The sequence below is a fragment of the Terrisporobacter sp. genome (genome assembly GCF_017888745.1).
GTDB lineage: Bacteria > Bacillota > Clostridia > Peptostreptococcales > Peptostreptococcaceae > Terrisporobacter.
The window spans coordinates 1-18,306 of the sequence record NZ_JAGHFM010000094.1; the positions used below are offsets into that span (position 1 = coordinate 1).

Annotated in this window: 18 protein-coding genes, 1 pseudogene and 1 other annotated feature; of the genes and pseudogenes, 17 read left to right on the forward strand and 2 right to left on the reverse strand. The window is 27.1% G+C overall.

The genetic code is table 11. The annotated features are described in order from the left end of the window. Nucleotides 1-422: 422 nt before the first annotated feature. The 7 genes and pseudogenes from J7G74_RS04760 (at nt 423) to ileS (ending at nt 7,915) form a co-directional block, all read left to right on the forward strand. Nucleotides 423-1,490, forward strand: coding sequence for an HlyD family efflux transporter periplasmic adaptor subunit (locus tag J7G74_RS04760; protein WP_297132514.1), 1,068 nt, complete (start codon nt 423-425; stop codon nt 1,488-1,490). 23 nt (nt 1,491-1,513) lie between these two features. Then, a complete protein-coding gene (locus J7G74_RS04765; RefSeq protein WP_297132559.1) occupies nt 1,514-2,209 on the forward strand; it encodes a YggS family pyridoxal phosphate-dependent enzyme in 696 nt (231 codons plus the stop codon). Nucleotides 2,210-2,234: 25 nt separating this feature from the next. Beyond that, complete coding sequence (locus J7G74_RS04770; RefSeq protein WP_297132516.1) at nt 2,235-2,702, forward strand: cell division protein SepF; 468 nt, start codon at nt 2,235-2,237, stop codon at nt 2,700-2,702. Between the two features lie 21 nt (nt 2,703-2,723). Beyond that, complete coding sequence (locus tag J7G74_RS04775) at nt 2,724-2,984, forward strand: YggT family protein (RefSeq protein WP_297132519.1); 261 nt, start codon at nt 2,724-2,726, stop codon at nt 2,982-2,984. 15 nt (nt 2,985-2,999) lie between these two features. After that, complete coding sequence (locus tag J7G74_RS04780; RefSeq protein WP_297132522.1) at nt 3,000-3,785, forward strand: YlmH family RNA-binding protein; 786 nt, start codon at nt 3,000-3,002, stop codon at nt 3,783-3,785. A gap of 12 nt (nt 3,786-3,797) precedes the next feature. Beyond that, a complete protein-coding gene (locus tag J7G74_RS04785) occupies nt 3,798-4,343 on the forward strand; it encodes a DivIVA domain-containing protein (RefSeq protein ID WP_297132525.1) in 546 nt (181 codons plus the stop codon). A gap of 76 nt (nt 4,344-4,419) precedes the next feature. Beyond that, nucleotides 4,420-4,644 (forward strand) — a binding site (T-box leader). Between the two features lie 158 nt (nt 4,645-4,802). Further along, nucleotides 4,803-7,915, forward strand: a pseudogene (gene ileS, locus J7G74_RS04790) (isoleucine--tRNA ligase). A gap of 43 nt (nt 7,916-7,958) precedes the next feature. Here ileS and J7G74_RS04795 read toward each other — a convergent pair. Then, nucleotides 7,959-8,555, reverse strand: a complete 597-nt coding sequence (locus J7G74_RS04795; protein WP_297132528.1) for a TetR/AcrR family transcriptional regulator — start codon at nt 8,553-8,555, stop codon at nt 7,959-7,961. Nucleotides 8,556-8,737: 182 nt separating this feature from the next. Between J7G74_RS04795 and J7G74_RS04800 the strand changes: the two genes are divergently transcribed. The 10 genes from J7G74_RS04800 (at nt 8,738) to J7G74_RS04845 (ending at nt 17,937) form a co-directional block, all read left to right on the forward strand. Further along, nucleotides 8,738-9,580, forward strand: coding sequence for a DegV family protein (locus tag J7G74_RS04800; RefSeq protein WP_297132532.1), 843 nt, complete (start codon nt 8,738-8,740; stop codon nt 9,578-9,580). Between the two features lie 108 nt (nt 9,581-9,688). Beyond that, nucleotides 9,689-10,393 (forward strand): 5'-methylthioadenosine/adenosylhomocysteine nucleosidase, encoded by a 705-nt coding sequence (locus tag J7G74_RS04805; protein ID WP_297132535.1) that lies wholly within the window; start codon nt 9,689-9,691, stop codon nt 10,391-10,393. 157 nt (nt 10,394-10,550) lie between these two features. Continuing rightward, nucleotides 10,551-11,021 carry a DUF5665 domain-containing protein gene (locus tag J7G74_RS04810; RefSeq protein WP_297132538.1) on the forward strand — a complete coding sequence of 157 codons (471 nt, stop codon included), beginning with the start codon at nt 10,551-10,553 and terminating at the stop codon, nt 11,019-11,021. Between the two features lie 13 nt (nt 11,022-11,034). After that, nucleotides 11,035-11,526, forward strand: a complete 492-nt coding sequence (locus J7G74_RS04815; RefSeq protein ID WP_297132540.1) for a TraR/DksA C4-type zinc finger protein — start codon at nt 11,035-11,037, stop codon at nt 11,524-11,526. Between the two features lie 32 nt (nt 11,527-11,558). Then, entirely contained in the window at nt 11,559-12,332 is a 774-nt protein-coding gene (locus J7G74_RS04820) for a polysaccharide deacetylase family protein (protein WP_297132543.1), read from the forward strand. 101 nt (nt 12,333-12,433) lie between these two features. Then, nucleotides 12,434-12,886, forward strand: coding sequence for a signal peptidase II (gene lspA, locus J7G74_RS04825; RefSeq protein WP_297132545.1), 453 nt, complete (start codon nt 12,434-12,436; stop codon nt 12,884-12,886). Beyond that, nucleotides 12,886-13,797: an RluA family pseudouridine synthase gene (locus J7G74_RS04830; protein ID WP_297132547.1), complete on the forward strand. Its 912-nt coding sequence runs from the start codon at nt 12,886-12,888 to the stop codon at nt 13,795-13,797. The genes lspA and J7G74_RS04830 overlap by 1 nt, the downstream gene beginning before the upstream one ends. A gap of 244 nt (nt 13,798-14,041) precedes the next feature. Next, nucleotides 14,042-14,572, forward strand: a complete 531-nt coding sequence (pyrR, locus tag J7G74_RS04835) for a bifunctional pyr operon transcriptional regulator/uracil phosphoribosyltransferase PyrR (protein WP_297132549.1) — start codon at nt 14,042-14,044, stop codon at nt 14,570-14,572. Between the two features lie 25 nt (nt 14,573-14,597). Then, nucleotides 14,598-15,839 (forward strand): uracil-xanthine permease family protein, encoded by a 1,242-nt coding sequence (locus tag J7G74_RS04840; protein ID WP_297132552.1) that lies wholly within the window; start codon nt 14,598-14,600, stop codon nt 15,837-15,839. Nucleotides 15,840-15,972: 133 nt separating this feature from the next. Continuing rightward, nucleotides 15,973-17,937, forward strand: a complete 1,965-nt coding sequence (locus J7G74_RS04845; protein WP_297132554.1) for an AAA family ATPase — start codon at nt 15,973-15,975, stop codon at nt 17,935-17,937. Nucleotides 17,938-17,984: 47 nt separating this feature from the next. Here J7G74_RS04845 and J7G74_RS04850 read toward each other — a convergent pair. Next, nucleotides 17,985-18,306, reverse strand: a 322-nt coding sequence (locus tag J7G74_RS04850; protein WP_297132556.1) for an SH3 domain-containing protein, incomplete at its 5' end; no start/stop codon positions are given.

The window sequence follows — 18,306 nt, forward strand, 5'->3', positions numbered from 1 at the left end:
CATCATTGTTAATTTGAAAAATAATATGAAAACTAAAAAAATTAACAATGTATTAAAAAAGTAGATTTTTGGTAATAAGATATAATGAAGGAATACTTATTATTATTTCTTATATTAATATTAAAAATATTATTGAAAAAGAGAAAAATTTGTTTATGGGAGTAAATTAATATATTACTATATTAATGACATTAAGAAGGATTTAAGTTGTATTTAAAGAAAATATATAATAATTAATAATTTTTTATATACAAGTAATTTATGTTGGATTTGCAAACATCATAGATTAAAGCATTATCAATGCATTTGAGAAGTTGTAAAAAAGTAAATTTTGAGCAACGGACGCAGTCGTTGGCGACATGAAGTGGAGCGCCCACACAGTGGCTTAAGCGAAGCAAATTTTTTATTTTGGGGTGAATATATTGAAAAAAATAAAGTATACTAGAGTTTTTATTTTAGGTGTTTTTGTCTATATTTTATTTAAAGCAATTATTATTTTAATAGGTGAAAATACATCTAATTTACTTTTAGAAAATAATACATATACATTGAAAAAAAAAGTAGATGCTCTAGTAATAAGGGATGAATATTTAATAAAAAGTGATACAGATGGAACTTTATCTTTATCAGTAGGAGAAAATGAGAAAATACATAAATCTCAAGAGTTAGCAACTATATACAACAATAAGATAAACGGTAATATAAATAAAGAAATTCAAAGATTGAAAGAAGATATAAAATCAATAGAAAAAGAAAATAGTTCTTTAAAAAGAGGGATTTTATATTCTAAAAAGGAGCAATTAGATATTTTACAGGAAAAGGTAAAATCAAATACATCTACTTATTATGCTGAAAGTCCAGGAGTATTATCATTTAAATATGATGAATATTCAAATGTATACACCCCTGATTCTTTAGAAAACATAACTAAAGAAGATATAAAAAATACAAAAAATAGTTTTATACAGACAAAAGGCAATAATGAACATGTTAAAGAAGGAGATGTTATTTTCAGGGTTATAAATAATAATGAAATATATATGGTATTTGCAAATGATGATAAGAAGTTGTTTAATGAAGGTGATAGTGTTAAAATTGAAATTAATAAGAAGCAAATAAATGGAGAAATATATAAAGTTTACAAAAAAGATGATTACTTCCTTACAACAATTAAAATTACACAACAAAATATTGGAATTTTTGATACAAGGCATGAAGAATTTGATATAATATATAGGCAAATGGAAGCTTTAAGAATACCAAAAGACTCTATAGTAAAACATGATAAAAAAAGAGGCGCCTATGTAATAAATGAAGAAACAAAAAAGCCAGAGTTTACTGAAATAAAAGGGAATTACTACGAAGATGATAATTATATATACATGGATTTTAGAACAAATAAAGCAAATGGTGTAGATACCATAGATTTGTATGATAGAATTGTTTTAAAGCCTAATTTTATAAATAAAAGGATTAAAATATTCAATTAGTTTAATTAGATAAGAAGGTGGTAATTATGTCAATTAAAGACAATATAATGTCTATTAAGAAAGAAATTAATGAAATAAAAGAAAAATGTAATAGACAAGATGAAGTTAATTTAATGGCAGTTACTAAAACGGTAGATGTAGATAAAGTTTTAGAAGCTATTGATGCGGGAATTACAGATATAGGTGAAAATAAACCTCAAGAATTGGCAAGAAAATATGATGCTATAGGAGATCGTGTAAAATATCACTTAATAGGAACACTGCAAACAAATAAGGTAAAGTACATAATAGATAAGGTATATATGATTCACTCTCTAGATAGAATTTCATTATGCGAAGAAATTCAAAAAAGAGCTGAAAAAATAGATAGAATTATTAATTGTTTAGTTCAAGTTAACATTTCTAAAGAAGAAAGTAAACATGGTCTGGATAGAGAAGAAGTTATTAAATTTGTAAAAGAAGTTTCTGAAAAATATAAAAATATAAGAGTTAAGGGATTAATGACTATGGCTCCATTTATAGAAGATAATGAAGAAATAAGAAAAGTATTTAAAGGGCTTAAAGATTTATCTTTAGAAATTAAAGAGCTAGAATTACAAAATGTAGATATGGATACTTTATCAATGGGTATGAGTCATGATTATGGCATTGCTATAGAAGAAGGAGCCACTATAATAAGAGTAGGTACTTCTATTTTTGGAAAAAGAAATTATAACTAGTAGAAAATATAGGGAGGAATATAAAATGAGTGAAGGATTTATAAAGAAATTTAAAGATTGGATGTCTGTTGAAGAAGAATACGATGATGATGACTATGAAGGTGAAGAGTCTATAGAAAATGTGCAAGAAGATTCAAAACTTGAGCCAGTAGCAGTACCTTCTATAACTAAGGGTAGTAAAGTTGTAAATATTCATACAAATAGTCAAATGAAAGTTGTTATTGTAGAACCTAAAAAATACGATGATGTGACAATAATAGCAGATCATTTAAAGCAGAGAAGAGCAGTAATTGTAAACTTAGAAAGTTTAGAAGACGATCCAGAAACTAAAAAATCTATATACTATTTCATGAGTGGAGCAGTGTATATATTAGAAGGAAGCATGCAAAAAGTTTCTAAATCAATTTTTATTTTAGCACCAAATAATGTTGATATTGATGCGAATATAAAAAAAGAATTAGAAAGTAAGGCATTCTTCCCTTGGCAAAAATAATAAATTAAAAGGAGCAAGAATATGCAAATGATAGCTATAGTACTTGTCAAATTTTTAAATCTATTAACTTGGATTATACTAATACAATGTTTAATGTCTTGGTTTCCAGGGGCTAGATACTCAAAAGTATATGAAATATTGAACACATTGACTGAACCTATAATGGGGCCAATAAGAGAATTGTTATTTAGATATATAGATATGCCAATAGACTTTTCACCAATAATAGCTTTTTTCTTAATCTCGATGGTGCAAAGGTTAATAATGAGTATGGCTTTATAAGATGAGGGATTCAAAATGGATAAATTAAAATTAACATCTCACATTAAAGATATAGACCTTAAAAATAAGATGTTTAAAATCATTGATAAGGCAAATAGTTGTCTAAAAAACTATGATGTAAAATACAGTGATTTTTTAAATCCCTTTGAAGTGCAAAATGCAATAGCTATTCTAAACTACAATGATGACTTAAAGTATACTATTGATGGTGGATACGAAGAAAGTGAAAGAAGATTAGTGTATATATATCCTTTTTATATGGAATATGAAGATATCCAAGTAAATTTAAAGTTCATACAAATAGAGGGTAATTTTAAATTTAAATCTATAAGTCACAAGGATTATCTAGGGGCTTTATTAAGTTTAGGTATAAAGAGAGAAAAAATTGGAGATATAATTATACATGAAAACTTTTGTCAAATAATTGTGAGTAACGATATCTGTGATTTTATAATAATGAATTTGGAAAAGGTAGCTAGAAATAATGTAAAAGTAAAAGAAATTTCTAGAGAAAATCTTGTATATAATCCTCCAAATTATAAAGAGACTTCATTTACCGTATCTTCTAGTAGATTAGATTGCATAATAAGTGGATTATATAATATTTCTAGACAAGAAAGCGCTAAATTAATAAATTCAGAAAAAGTTCAAGTGAATTATGAAAAAATTACATCTTGTTCGAAGGAAATAAAATCAGGATGTTTGATTTCTGTAAGAGGAAAGGGTAGGTCTCAAATAATTAATATAGGTGATCTTACTAAAAAAGGTAAAATAAAAGTTCTGGGAAGATTATTGGTATAGGAGGAAAATAATATGATAACTCCAGTAGATATAGAAAATAAAGAGTTTAAAAAAGGATTTAGAGGATATAATGAAGAAGAAGTAGATGATTTTCTAGACAGTGTTAAAGAAGATTTTGAAAACTTATACAGAGAAAATCTAGATTTAAAAGAAAAATTAAAATTATATCAAGAACAAGTTAGTAGATATAAAAGTATAGAAGAAACATTAAATGCAACACTAATAACTGCTCAAACTGCAGCAGAAGATACATGTACTGCTGCTAATAAAAAGGCTAGAATTATTGTTGAAGAAGCTGAGTTAAAGTCAAAGCAGATTATAGAGGATTGCAATGAAAGAATTGTAGATTTAAGAAAAGAATATGATTCTTTAGTTAAAGAATTTAAAGTATTTAGAAATAGATTTAAGTCATTAATAGAAGATGAAATAAGAAATATTGATGAAATCTTTTATGATGTAGATGAATATTGCAATGAGCCATTTAAACAAATTGATTTTAGAAAAAATGAAACTGTTAGCTTTTTAGCAGAAGATGAAGCTGCATCTGCTCTTGAATAATAAAGTTTTTCTTTAATAAATAATTGTATTGACTGAAAACATAAGTTATTGTATACTTTAATAATAAATTACATATTTAAAGGCTATGATAGAGAGAGTAGGCTTTTGGAGATTTTACAGAGAATTGGGAATGGTGAGAACCAATGAATTGAATAAAGTTGAAAATCACTCTTGAGCTGCAGGCTGAAAGATCTTAGTCGAATAAGCTGTGCCGGTTAGTTCCGTTAAATTATAGAGTGTTATATATATTTTGAATATATATAGAATTAGGGTGGTAACGCGATTTCAACTCGTCCCTTTTTTAAGGGACGAGTTTTTTTATATTCAAAATTAACCATATTAGCTTAATATTAAATTAAGAAAGCTTTTAAATATATATAAATTGGCATTATTATCAAAAAATATGGGAACAATTTAATGTTAAATTAATTAATAAATTATAACGAAAGGGTGAACTTAATGGAAAAATTTAAGCCGTTAGTAGATACTTCAGTAAAAGATGCTGAAAGTAAAGTATCAGAATATTGGAAAGATATAGACGTATTAAAGAGAACATTAGAAAAAGGACAAAATGATCCAAGCTTCGTATTCTACGAAGGACCTCCAACAGCAAATGGTAACCCAGGTATACACCATGTTGTTGCTAGAACATTAAAAGACTGGGTTTGTAGATATAAAACAATGAGTGGATATCAAGTAAAAAGAAAAGCTGGATGGGATACTCATGGATTACCAGTTGAGCTTCAAGTTGAAAAAGAATTAGGTTTAACTAATAAACAACAAATAGAAGAATATGGTATAGCTGAATTTAACCAAAAATGTAGAGAATCAGTTTTTACTTACGAAAGTAAATGGAGAAATATGACTGAAAGAATGGCATATGAGGTTGATTTAGATAATCCATATATAACTTTAGATAACAACTATATAGAATCAGTTTGGTGGATATTAGATAAATTTAATAAAGAAGGATACTTATACGAAGGTCATAAGATACTTCCATATTGTCCAAGATGTGGTACTGGTCTTGCATCACACGAAGTTGCACAAGGATACAAAGAAGTTAAAACTAACACAGTTATAGCTAAATTTAAAAGAAAAGATGTTGAAAATGAATATTTCTTAGCATGGACAACTACTCCTTGGACTTTACCTTCAAATGTTGCTTTAACAGTTAATGGAGAAGTAGATTATTTAAAAGTTAAAAAAGATGATGAAATATACTATGTTTCTAAACCTTTAGCAAATAAAGTTTTAGGTGAAGGAGATTATGAAATATTAGAAGAAATGAAGGTGCTGAATTAGAAGGTGTTGAATACGAACAATTAATGCCTTTTGTTCAAACTGATGAAAAAGCATTCTATATAACACTAGGTGATTATGTAACAACTGAAGATGGTACAGGTATAGTTCATACTGCTCCTGCATTTGGTGAAGATGACTACAATCTAGGTAGAAAATATAATTTACCAGTATTACAACCTGTTGATGAAAGTGGTAAATTTACTGCTACACCATGGGAAGGTAGATTTGTTATGGAAGACGGTTTAGACGTTGACATAATAAAATGGTTAGCAAAAGAAAATAAATTATTTGATAAAATGAAAGTGGAACATAATTATCCACACTGTTGGAGATGTTCAACTCCACTTGTATACTATGCAAAACCAAGCTGGTATATAGAAATGACTAAATTAAAAGATAAATTAATAGAAAATAATAATGGTGTTAACTGGTATCCAAAATTCGTTGGTGAAGGAAGATTTGGTAACTGGTTAGAAAACTTAAATGACTGGGCAGTATCAAGAACAAGATACTGGGGTACTCCACTTAATGTATGGAGATGTGAATGTGGTCATAAAGAATCTGTTGGTTCTAGAGAAGAATTAGCTGCTAAAGCTGTAGAAAATATAGATCCAAAAACTGTTGAACTTCATAGACCATATGTGGATGATATACATTTAAAATGTGACCACTGTGGAGAACAAATGACAAGAGTAACAGAAGTTATAGACTGTTGGTTCGATAGTGGTGCAATGCCATTTGCTCAACATCACTATCCATTCGAAAATAAAGAAAACTTTGATAAATTATTCCCAGCAGATTATATCTGTGAAGGAATAGATCAAACTAGAGGATGGTTCTATTCATTACTTGCTATATCTACATTTGTAACAGGAAAAGCTCCTTACAAAAATGTACTAGTTAATGATTTAGTTCTTGACAAAGATGGTAAGAAAATGAGTAAATCTAGAGGAAATACTGTAGATCCATTTGAATTATTTGATAAATATGGAGCTGATGCTTTAAGATGGTATCTATTATATGTATCTCCACCATGGACTCCAATAAGATTTGACGAATCAGGTCTTAGAGAAATACAAAGTAAGTTCATAGGAACTATCAAAAATGTATATAACTTCTTTACATTATATGCAAACACTGATAATGTAAATCCAACTGACTTCTTTGTTGAATACAAAGATAGACCAGAACTTGATAGATGGATATTATCAAGATTTAACAACTTAAAGAAAGAAACAGAAGAAAATCTTGAAATATTTGAAGTTAATAAAACTATAAGAAGTATACAAGCATTTATAAATGATGATTTATCTAACTGGTATATAAGACGTTCTAGAAGAAGATTCTGGGCAACTGAATTAACAGAAGATAAAAAATCAGTATATAACACAACTTATGAGTTATTAACTGAATTATGTAGACTGATAGCTCCATTTGCACCTTACTTATCAGAAGAAATATACAGAAACTTAACTAATGAAGAATCAGTACATCTAGCTAGCTATCCTAGAGCTAACAAAGAATTAATAGATTTAGAGTTAGAAGAAAAAATGGAAATAACTAAAACATTAGTTACTTTAGGGAGAGCATCTAGAGAAGAAAGTAAAATAAAAGTTCGTCAACCAATACAAAAAGTTTTAGTTGATGGAAAATATAAAGAAAGAATAAGTGATGTTGTAGACTTAATAAAAGAGGAATTAAACGTTAAAGAAGTTGTATTTGCTGATGATTTAAGTGAATATATGAACTATAGTTTAAAACCAAACTTCAAAGTTTTAGGTAAAGTTCTTGGAGCGAAAATGAAATTCTTTGCAGGTGCTTTAGGAAAATTAAGTGCTAATGAAGTAGTACCTAAACTAGAAGCTGGAGAAAAAGTAAGTGTTGATTTAGATGGTGAAGCATTTGAGTTTGGTAAAGATGATGTATTAATAAATATATCTTCTAAAGAAGGTTTCGATGTATGTATGGAAAATAACATATTCGTAATATTAGATACTCACTTAACTGAAGAATTAATACAAGAAGGATATGCAAGAGAGTTTATATCTAAAGTTCAACAATTAAGAAAATCTAGCAACTTTGAAGTACTAGATAATATAGATATAAAATACTGTGGTGATGATGAAATAGCTGGTGCAGTTAATAAATTTGAGAATTACATCAAAAATGAAACTTTAGCATTATCTGTCGAAAGAACTACTGATGAAAGTCTAGAAGTATTTGATTTAAATGGTCACAATACAGGAATAAAAGTTATAAGAAAATAATAATTTGGAAACTATAAAAAACTACCTCTTAAGTAGGAATACTTTAAAGAGGTAGTTTTTTTATTTTATCAGAATAATCAATTAAGAATTTAGCGATTTCTCCATATGGAACCTTTTCAGCTTTTAAAATAGCTTGTACAACTAGTCCATCAACTATAGATATTAATAAAAATGAGGCAGCTTTAGCATGAGATTTATCAGATATAATTTCCATGATTTGTTTTTCTAGAGCTGTTCTCCATTCTACATATTTAAGACCGATTCTTTCTTTTAGTGCATCATTTCCTATTATAGCTTCACATAATAAATACATATGAATTCTTCCAGTTCTTTCAATATTGGATATATTTTTCAGCACTATAATGACTAACTCTTCTGTAGTAAAATGATGATTAATTCTATCTAGACAATCAAATAAAGCTTCAGAAATGATATTTAAATGATTATCTGCAATATCAAATATAATATCATCTTTAGATGAGTAATGATAATATAATGTACCTTTACTTATATTAACTTCTTTTGCTATATCAGCTAAAGAAGTATTATTTATACCATTTTTAGTCATTAAATCAATAGAAGCTAATAAAATCTTTTCTTTCATACTATGATTTTGTTTTGTTCCTCTATTTAATTTCATAGTTTAATCCTTCCTGTATATAGTTATAAAAATATTATAATGTCAACAAAAATTATTGTCAAATTTCAGAAAACATTTTCACTTTCTGATTATTGACAAAATATTTTTTTAAAGATAAAATATAATTATTAGTTCGGTCAACTGACCGATAAATATTAACTTATTTAGGGAGAGGTATTTGAATGAAAAATATAAAATTAATAACTGATGGTAGTTGTGATCTTTCACAAGATTTAATCGATAAAAGTCAGATAGAAATAGTTGATATAAAAGTTTCTTTTGGAGAGAGAAGTTACTCAACAAGAGATTTAACAAATAAACAATTTTATGAGATGATGAAAGAGCATAGTGAATTACCAAAAACAGCATGCCCATCTCCAAGTCAATATATAGAAGCATTTGAATGCGAAGAAGATAATATTATAGTTTTTTGCTTAACAAGTAAGTTATCAGGAGTTTATAATTGTGCTTTACTTGCAAAAAATATGTATGAAGAAGAACATGGAAACAAGAAAAGAATTGAAATCATAGATACAACTACAGGATCTATAGGACAAGCCTTATTAATATCTAAAGTAGCTGATATGATATCAGAAGAAAAAGATATGGATGAAATAGTATCTACTATAGAAAAATTAAAAGGTGAATTAGTATTCTATGGTACTTTACACACTTTAGAAAATGCAATAAAGGGTGGAAGAATAAATCCAATAGCAGGTAAGATAATAGGTATTTTAAACTTTAAGGCAATTGTTCATATCAATGATGGAATAGTAAAACCGATTGATAAAGCTAGGGGAGAAAAAAATAGTTTAAATAAAGTTGTTCAATATATGAGAGATAATATTGATAAAGATAAAAATAAAAAGTTAGCTATAGGTCATGCAAATTGTGTTGAAAAAGCATTAAAAATTAAAGAAGCGTTAGAATCAGAATATGACTTTGAAGAAATACTAGTAATTGAAGTTGGACCAGCTATGGGAACTTATACTTCTGAAGGAGCTATACTTATAGCATCATTATAATTTTTAACTTCTTGACAAAATAGATTGTAAAACATATTATTTAATATATATAAATAAAAACCGTTCTAATTTATAGAACGGTTTTTTACTGTTAAAGTAGGAGGCATTATGAAAAAAATCGGAATAATTGGTGCAATGGACCAAGAAGTAAGAACTTTAAAAAGCTTAATGGATATAGAAAAAACTGTTGAAAAAGCAAGTTTAAAATTCTATGAAGGTAAGTTAGAAGGAAAAGATATCGTTTTAGTTCAATGTGGTATAGGAAAAGTAAATTCTGCTTTATGTGCCCAAATATTAATAAGTGAATTTAAAGTTGATGCAGTAGTTAATACAGGTGTTGCAGGAGCTATACATTCATCACTTGGTGTAAATGATATAGTTATATCAACAGAAGCAATACAATATGATGTTGATGCTACAGCTTTTGGATATTCAAAAGGCCAAATACCTCAAATGGATAATTCTGTTTTTATTGCTGATGAAAGACTTATAAATGCAGCATATGAATCAAGTTTAGAACAAGTTAAAGGCAAAGGATTTAACATAGTAAAAGGTAGAGTAGCTACAGGAGATATATTCATAAGTTCTAAAGAATTAAAAGAAGAATTAGAAAATGATTTTAAAGCTTATTGTGGTGAAATGGAAGGTGGAGCTATAGCTCATGCTTGCTATTTAAATAATGTTCCATTTGTCATAATAAGAGCAATGTCAGATAAAGCTGATGGAAGTGCTAATGTTACTTATGATGAATTTGTTGTAGAGGCAGCAGAAAATTCAAAAGATATAGTTTTAAAAATGTTAAGAGCATTATAATTATTAAGGAAGTCGGTGAGACTTCCTTTTTTAGTGTAAATTTTAAAAGTAAAGGCAAAGAATTCTGTGATGAATTTTAGCTTTTGCTTTTGTATTTTTTGAATATTTTTTCACATACTAAATCTAATGCTAAAACTTCATAAAAGGACGTGAAGGAATGAAATTTAAAACATATATTTCTAAGGATAATTTAAAAGGTAAACAAAAAATACAAGAGGATAAAAGATTCATAGATATTGATGAAGAAATAGAAAAATCTTATACGGATAAATGTAAAAAAGATAATGAACAATATATAAGTATTGAGGATCTAGATAGATTTATAAATGGAATGTATTTATCCGATGACTCAAAAAAAGAATTAGGTATTATAAAAAGATATTTAGAAAAACTAATATTAATAATAGAAAGAAGTAGAATTAGAGATTATATGTATTTAACAGATAGCAAAAGAAGATTATTTATAATTAACTTTATTGCTGGTGTTGCAAAAGGATTTGGACAAGCTATTGGTTTTACTATACTTGCAGCAGTTGCACTTGCTTTATTATTTAGTTGGGTAGATTTACCTATTATAGGTAGATACATAGCAAAATTATTAAATATAGTACAACAATATAGAAAATAGATGAGGTGACATTATGGATTTAAGAAAGAAACTAGAAAGAGAAAAAGAAAAAGTAACTAAAACAATTGAAGACATGAATGATAATACATTGTTTGGTGATACAACTAGACATACCAGTGAGAAATATAGTACAGGAGAATTATCAAGCTATGATAATCATATTGGAGATATAGGTACAGATGTATATATGCATGACATGGATAATAGTTTAATAAGTCATGAACAGTATGTTTTAAATGAAATAAATGAAGCTTTAGATAAAATTGAAGAGGGAACTTATGGAATATGTACAAACTGTCATAAAGAAATAGAAAAAGATAGATTAGAAATAATACCAGAAACTACTTTATGTGCTGAGTGTGCAAAACAAATAGTAGTAGGACCTGACATTAGCGAAAGTGTAGATAAGAATCCTTTAAATTCTTATAATGATATGTATTATAGTGAGTATATAAAAGATTTAACTGATTTAAATAAAAATGGTTTAGATGATAATAATGAATAGAAAACGATACTTATTGTAAGGAGTGTTTTAACATGAGAAAAACCATTTATGTATTAATTTGCGTAGTGATGATATTAATGGGTATAAGTATTCGTAATATATATGATGAAAAAATTGAAACAGGAAAATTTGATAATATAAATAATGAATATGATGGATTGATTATCAAGTGTGGAAGTACAGATGAGAAAGTGGTAGCTCTTACTTTTGATGATGGTCCAGATGAAGTATTTACTCCTCAAATTTTAGATATTTTGAAAAAATATAATATTAAAGCCACATTTTTTGTTGTAGGAGAAAAAGTTGAGTATAATAAAAAACTTATAAAAAGAGAATTTGAAGAAGGTCATGAAATAGGAAATCATACCTACACTCATATCAATGTATCTAAAAATGGTTATAATAAAATTAAAAAAGAAATTGTGGATACACAAGATGCAATTAAATCTGTAACAGGAATATATCCAAAAATTTTTAGACCTCCTTATAGAGCGATAAGTAAGGATATGTGTGAAATTATAAGACAGAATGATATGAATATAGTATTATGGTCTTACATAGATGCAAGGGACTGGTCCAGTCCAGGAGTAAGTTCCATAGTAAAAACTATAGAAGATGGAGTTCAAAATGGATGTATAATTCTTTTACATGATTATAATAAAGTAAGAACATCAAAATCTCAGACCATAGAAGCTTTAGAAATAATGATACCTGATTTATTAAAAAAAGGATATAAATTTGTAACTGTATCTGAATTAATAAATCATATGGAAGAGAATAAATCAAAAGAAGAAGTTGCAAACTAAATATTAAGTTATCATAAAAAGCATCTTTTTAGAAATTTGTTTCTTTAAATATGCTTTTTTTGTATAATAAAAAAGATGATATTTATTTAGGAGGGAAAAAGATGTATGAAATTATAATAGCTTTACTTATTGGTTTAGATCAAATAATAAAATACTGGGCTTTAAATTTCTTAAAAGAAATAGGGAGCATACCTGTAATTGAAAATATATTTAATTTGACATATGTGGAAAATAGAGGTGCGGCTTTTGGCATGTTACAAAATAATCAAAGTATATTTATAGTAGTTGCAGCTTTAGCGTCTTGTTATGGTCTTTATTATTTACATACTAAAAAAGTGAATAGTTTTGGAAAAGTAGGTATATTACTAATTATATCGGGAGCCATTGGTAATTTAATAGATAGGGTAAGGTTAGGATTTGTAGTTGACTACTTGGATTTCCATATTATTTGGAGTTATGTATTCAACTTAGCAGATTGTTTTGTAGTAGTAGGAACAATACTTCTATGTGCATATATATTGTTTAATGAAGAATATGAAAAGCAGGTGAAATAATGGACGAAATAAGAGAATTTTTAGTTCTTGAGGAAGAAGAAGGTGAAAGGCTAGACGTATATCTGTCAAGTCAACTTGGAGATATGTCTAGAAGTTATATACAAAAAATAATAAAAGATAAAAAGGTTACTGTTAATAATAAAATAGAAAAAGCAAAATACATAGTAAAAGAAGAAGATAAAATAATAATAGAAATACCAGCGCCAAAATTATTAGAAATTAAGGCTCAGGATATTCCTATAAATATAGTTTATGAAGATAATGATTTATTAATTATAAATAAACCACAAAATATGGTAGTACATCCTGCACCAGGTAACTATGAAAATACACTGGTAAATGCAATACTATATCATTGTAAAGAGAATCTATCATCAATAAATGGTGTTATAAGACCGGGAATAGTTCATAGAATAGATAAAGATACATCTGGATTATTAATGATAGCAAAGAATAATAATGCACATAATTCTTTAGCAGAACAATTAAAGGATCATTCTATAACTAGAGAATATGAATTTATATGTCATGGAGTATTTAAAGAAGATAAAGTAACAGTGGATAGACCTATTGGAAGAAATCCTAAAGATAGATTAAAAATGGCTGTTGTCAAAGATGGAAAAAGAGCTGTAACTCATTTTGAAGTTATTGAAAGGTTTGAAAACTATACTTTAGTTAGAGCTACTTTAGAAACAGGAAGAACTCATCAAATTAGGGTGCATGCAGCTTCTTTAAATCATCCTTTATTAGGGGATCCTTTATATGGGCCAAAGAATAATAAACTAAAAGTAATAGGTCAAACATTACATGCTAAAAAGTTAGGATTTATACATCCTACAAAGAATGAATATGTTGAATTTGATTCAGAATTACCTGAGTATTTTAAAAAGATAATGAACAGAATAAAATAATTTGATAAAGGTAAAATATCCTTGAAAAAAACTTATTATTTCTATATAATAAGTCATAGTAATTAAATACCTTTAAAATGATACAGAGATATCATAAGGCATATAACAATAGAATTTTTATGTAAAAATACTAACTTCTTGTCTTATGAATAAGAAGTTTTTTTTGTACAAAAATATATTTACATTTGGCATGGTATTTAATAGTCGAATTTACATATAAAAATATAACTTTAGGAGGTAAAATATGCAAAAAGCAAAAATAATGGATGAAAAAGCAATAATGAGAGCAATAACAAGAATAAGTCACGAGATTATTGAAAGAAATAAAGGAATAGAAAATATAGTTTTAATAGGTATAAAAACAAGAGGTATTCCGGTGGCAAATAGGATAGCTGATAAAATAGAAACTATAGAAGGGCAAAGAGTTCAAGCAGGACAAATGGATATTACTTTATACAGAGATGATTTAAGTAAAAAGCAAATAGACCCTATAGTAAATGGAACAAAAATAGATTTTGATATTAATGATAAAATCGTAGTTTTAGTAGATGATGTTTTATATACAGGAAGAACTGTAAGATCTGCTTTAAATGCACTTATGGATATAGGCAGACCGAAAGCTATACAATTAGCAGTTTTAGTTGATAGAGGTCATAGAGAGCTTCCTATAAGGGCTGATTATGTTGGGAAAAATGTACCGACATCTAAAAGTGAAATAATATCAGTTAAATTAAGTGAATGTGATAAAGAAGACTCAGTAAGTATTGAAGAATAAAAAATAATTATTTTAGGGGGAAAAAATGAGAAAAGTAATTTTATCGATTCAACATTTGTTAGCTATGTTTGGAGCTACAGTTTTAGTCCCACTTTTAACAGGGTTTGATCCATCAGTAGCAATATTTTGTGCAGGAGTAGGTACGTTAATATTTCACAAATGCACAGATTGGAAGGTACCTGTATTTTTAGGTTCTAGTTTTGCATTTATTTCAGTTATAAATCAAGTTAGTGAGACATTTAATGGAGATTTATCTTATGCACAAGGTGGTATAATTGTGGCTGGTATTATATATGTAGTTATGTCATTTATTGTAAAAGTTGTTGGTCCTGAAAAAGTTAAAAAATATTTTCCACCTCAAGTTACAGGTGCAATGATAATAGTAATAGGATTGAATTTATTACCAACAGCTGTAAATATGGCAATGAACCATATAGGTGTTGCTATTTTGACATTAGGAGTAGCAGCAGGAATAAATAAATTTGTAAGAGGTAGTGCAAGACAATTTGCAGTAATAATAGCCATATTTGTAGGAATAATAGCAAGTATGATCGTAGGAATATCTGATTTCAGTTCTGTATCAAATGCTAGTTATTTCTCGATTCCAAACTTTACAGCACCTAAATTTAGTTTAGAAGCCGTAATAATTATTGCACCAGTAGTTTTAGCAGTATTTATGGAACATGTAGGTGATATAACTACAAATGGTGCTGTAGTTGGCAAAAACTTTTTAGAAAATCCAGGACTTCATAAAACATTACTTGGAGATGGTTTAGCAACTTTATTTGCAGGTCTTATGGGAGGTCCAGCTAATACAACTTATGGTGAAAATACGGCATTACTTGCAATAACAAAAAACTATGATCCGAAATTATTAAGATTAACAGCAGTATTTGCTATAGTTATCTCATGTGTAGGTAAATTTGGAGGATTATTACAAAGTATACCTCAGCCAGTTATGGGTGGGATAAGTATATATTTATTTTCTATGATAACTTTCATAGGTATTAAAACAATAAAGGATAGTAAGTGTTATAAAGAAAGTGCAAATGTATCTGTAATAGCAGTAATACTAGCAGTAGGTCTTACTACTTGTTATATTAAGCATTTTACAGGGATTGAAATAGGTGTACCAATAGCTAGCAATGCTAAATTAACTGGTTTAAGTTTAGCGGCATTAGTGGGAATAATAATAAATAGAGTTATAAATCATAAAGATTTCAAAAAGGAAAAAGATGAATCTATTGGGGAACTTATCGGTAACTAAATAGATTTAAATATATAACAATATTAATCACAAATTATAAATTACTTAATTTATAGTTTGTGATTTTTTTTACTACAATAACTATAATTATAATATATATTTAATAGAATATTGATATTGGGGTGTGAAATAGATGAAAATCGCAAATGTGGTAATAAACAATTATAAATCTATAGGGACACAAAAAAATAATTTAATATTAGAAGATGACGTTACAGCATTAATTGGTAAAAATGATAGTGGAAAAAGTAATGTACTTGAAATATTAGGTGGTATATCTTTTAGACATTATATATTAGACGAATATTATAAATTTAATAATAAATCAAATGAAAATCAAACATCTTTATACGTTGAGCTTAAATTTACAAAAAAAGAATTAGAGAAGTTAAAAGAATATAGGAATTTAGACGAAGAAAATACTACTTTTTATTTTTCACAGAATGAAGAAATTAAATTTAAAGGAGGATTTTCTAGACTGTTTAGTGAAGATTTGGAATTAAGTAAATCCATAGGATACTTGAAAAAAGAGCTAATACCTTACTTAGAGAGTAATTATTATGACAGTAGAGGGAAATGTTATTATAAAGACATAGAAGCTTGTATTGATTCTTTATCAAATATAAGTAATATAATTTGGATTAAATACAAGAAAAGTTTAAACAAATTATTATATATACTGAATTCTTATGGAGGAGATTATATTTGTATAACAAGTGAAGATGATGAAAATGATAATATTAGTAATTTATCGAGTTATGTTACAATTGAAAATGAATATGCAAAAAAAGAATTTATTTATGAGAATGTATACGATGAAAAAAGGTATACGTTAATTAGGCATATTCAAATAGTTAAAAGTAAAATCCGTAAGAAGTACTCTTTATTGCCTAGATTCTATCATAGAAAAAATGAAGAAGAATTGCAAAGTGAGTATCAAATAGAAGAAGTTAAAAAAGAAATTAGAGACAAAAGAGGACCTCTTTATAAGTTTATTTTAGCTAGTCAAGTAAGTCCTGAAGAATATTTACTTGCTATGGAAAATCATGATGAAAACCAACTAGAACTAATGAGAAATAAAATAAAAGAAAAAGTAAAATATAATATACAAAAAAATTTTAATGAGTTTTATAGTGAAGAAAATGTCCAAATTAAGGTTGCTTTTAAAAAGGATGTATTAAAAATACTTGTAAAAACACACGAAAATACGACTAACATAAGTGAAAGAAGCAATGGGCTCAGATGGTATTTAAATTTATTTATTGATATATTAGCTAATGATTTAAAAAATACTAATGTAGTATTTTTATTAGATGAACCAGGAGTGTATCTTCATGTAAATGCCCAAAGAGAATTACTTAGATTATTTTATGATTTATGTAAAAATGATAATCAGGTGGTTTATTCAACTCATTCTCCATATATGATTGATTCTAATAACATAATTAATGTAAGAGCTGTAGAAAAGGATGGAAAGGATAATACTAATATATATAACACTGCTTACGATAATAAATTAAATTCTACATCAAAGAGAGAAACTTTAAGTCCTTTAGTTCAAGCTATAGGTGCTGATTTAAGGTTTAATATAGGTCCACAAGGAGAAAAGTTGAATATAGTTACAGAAGGTATAACTGACTATATGTACTATACTGCTATGCTATATTATTTTAATGTACCAGATGAAAAAATGCCATATATAATACCGTCTGTTGGAGCCGGTAATGTGAATGTCATAGTTTCTATTTTGATAGGATGGGGATGTAATTTTAAAGTTATTCTAGATTACGATAAGGCAGGATTTGTAGAGTGTGACAAATTAATAGAAAACTTAAACCTTAAGTTAAATGAACATATATTTTTTACAAATTGTAGTGATACATACAATCATAAAGATAAAGAAATATATAAATATGCAGAATTTGTAGAGTGTTTAATTAGTGAAGAGGATAAAAATAAGTTTAAAATATATTATACAGATAATAAAACTATGGCTGCTAAAGAATTTTATGATAAAGTGAAAAATAAAGAGATAACTTTAAGTGATGATACAGTAAATAATTTTAAAAGACTATTTATTAAAATGAAAGTAATATAGACTTAAGTAGAAATTAAAAGGCTTCCTTAAAGGAAGCCTTAAATTGATTACTTAACAGTTATATAATCATTAGATACATAACCATAATCATTTTTATACTTAATTTTATACCAACCAGTCTTAGAATCAGTACCGACTATTTCAACCTTAGTGCCAGAAGGCAGTGTGCCAAGTATAGAATAAGAAGTAGAAGGACCTTTTCTAACGTTTAGGTTAGACTTTGTTACACCTGTCTTTGTAGTTGAAACAGGTGGATTGGTATTAGATGTATTTTGAATAGTTATATAATCATTAGATACATAACCATAGTCATTTTTATACTTAATTTTATACCAACCAGTTTTAGAATCAGTACCAACTATTTCAACC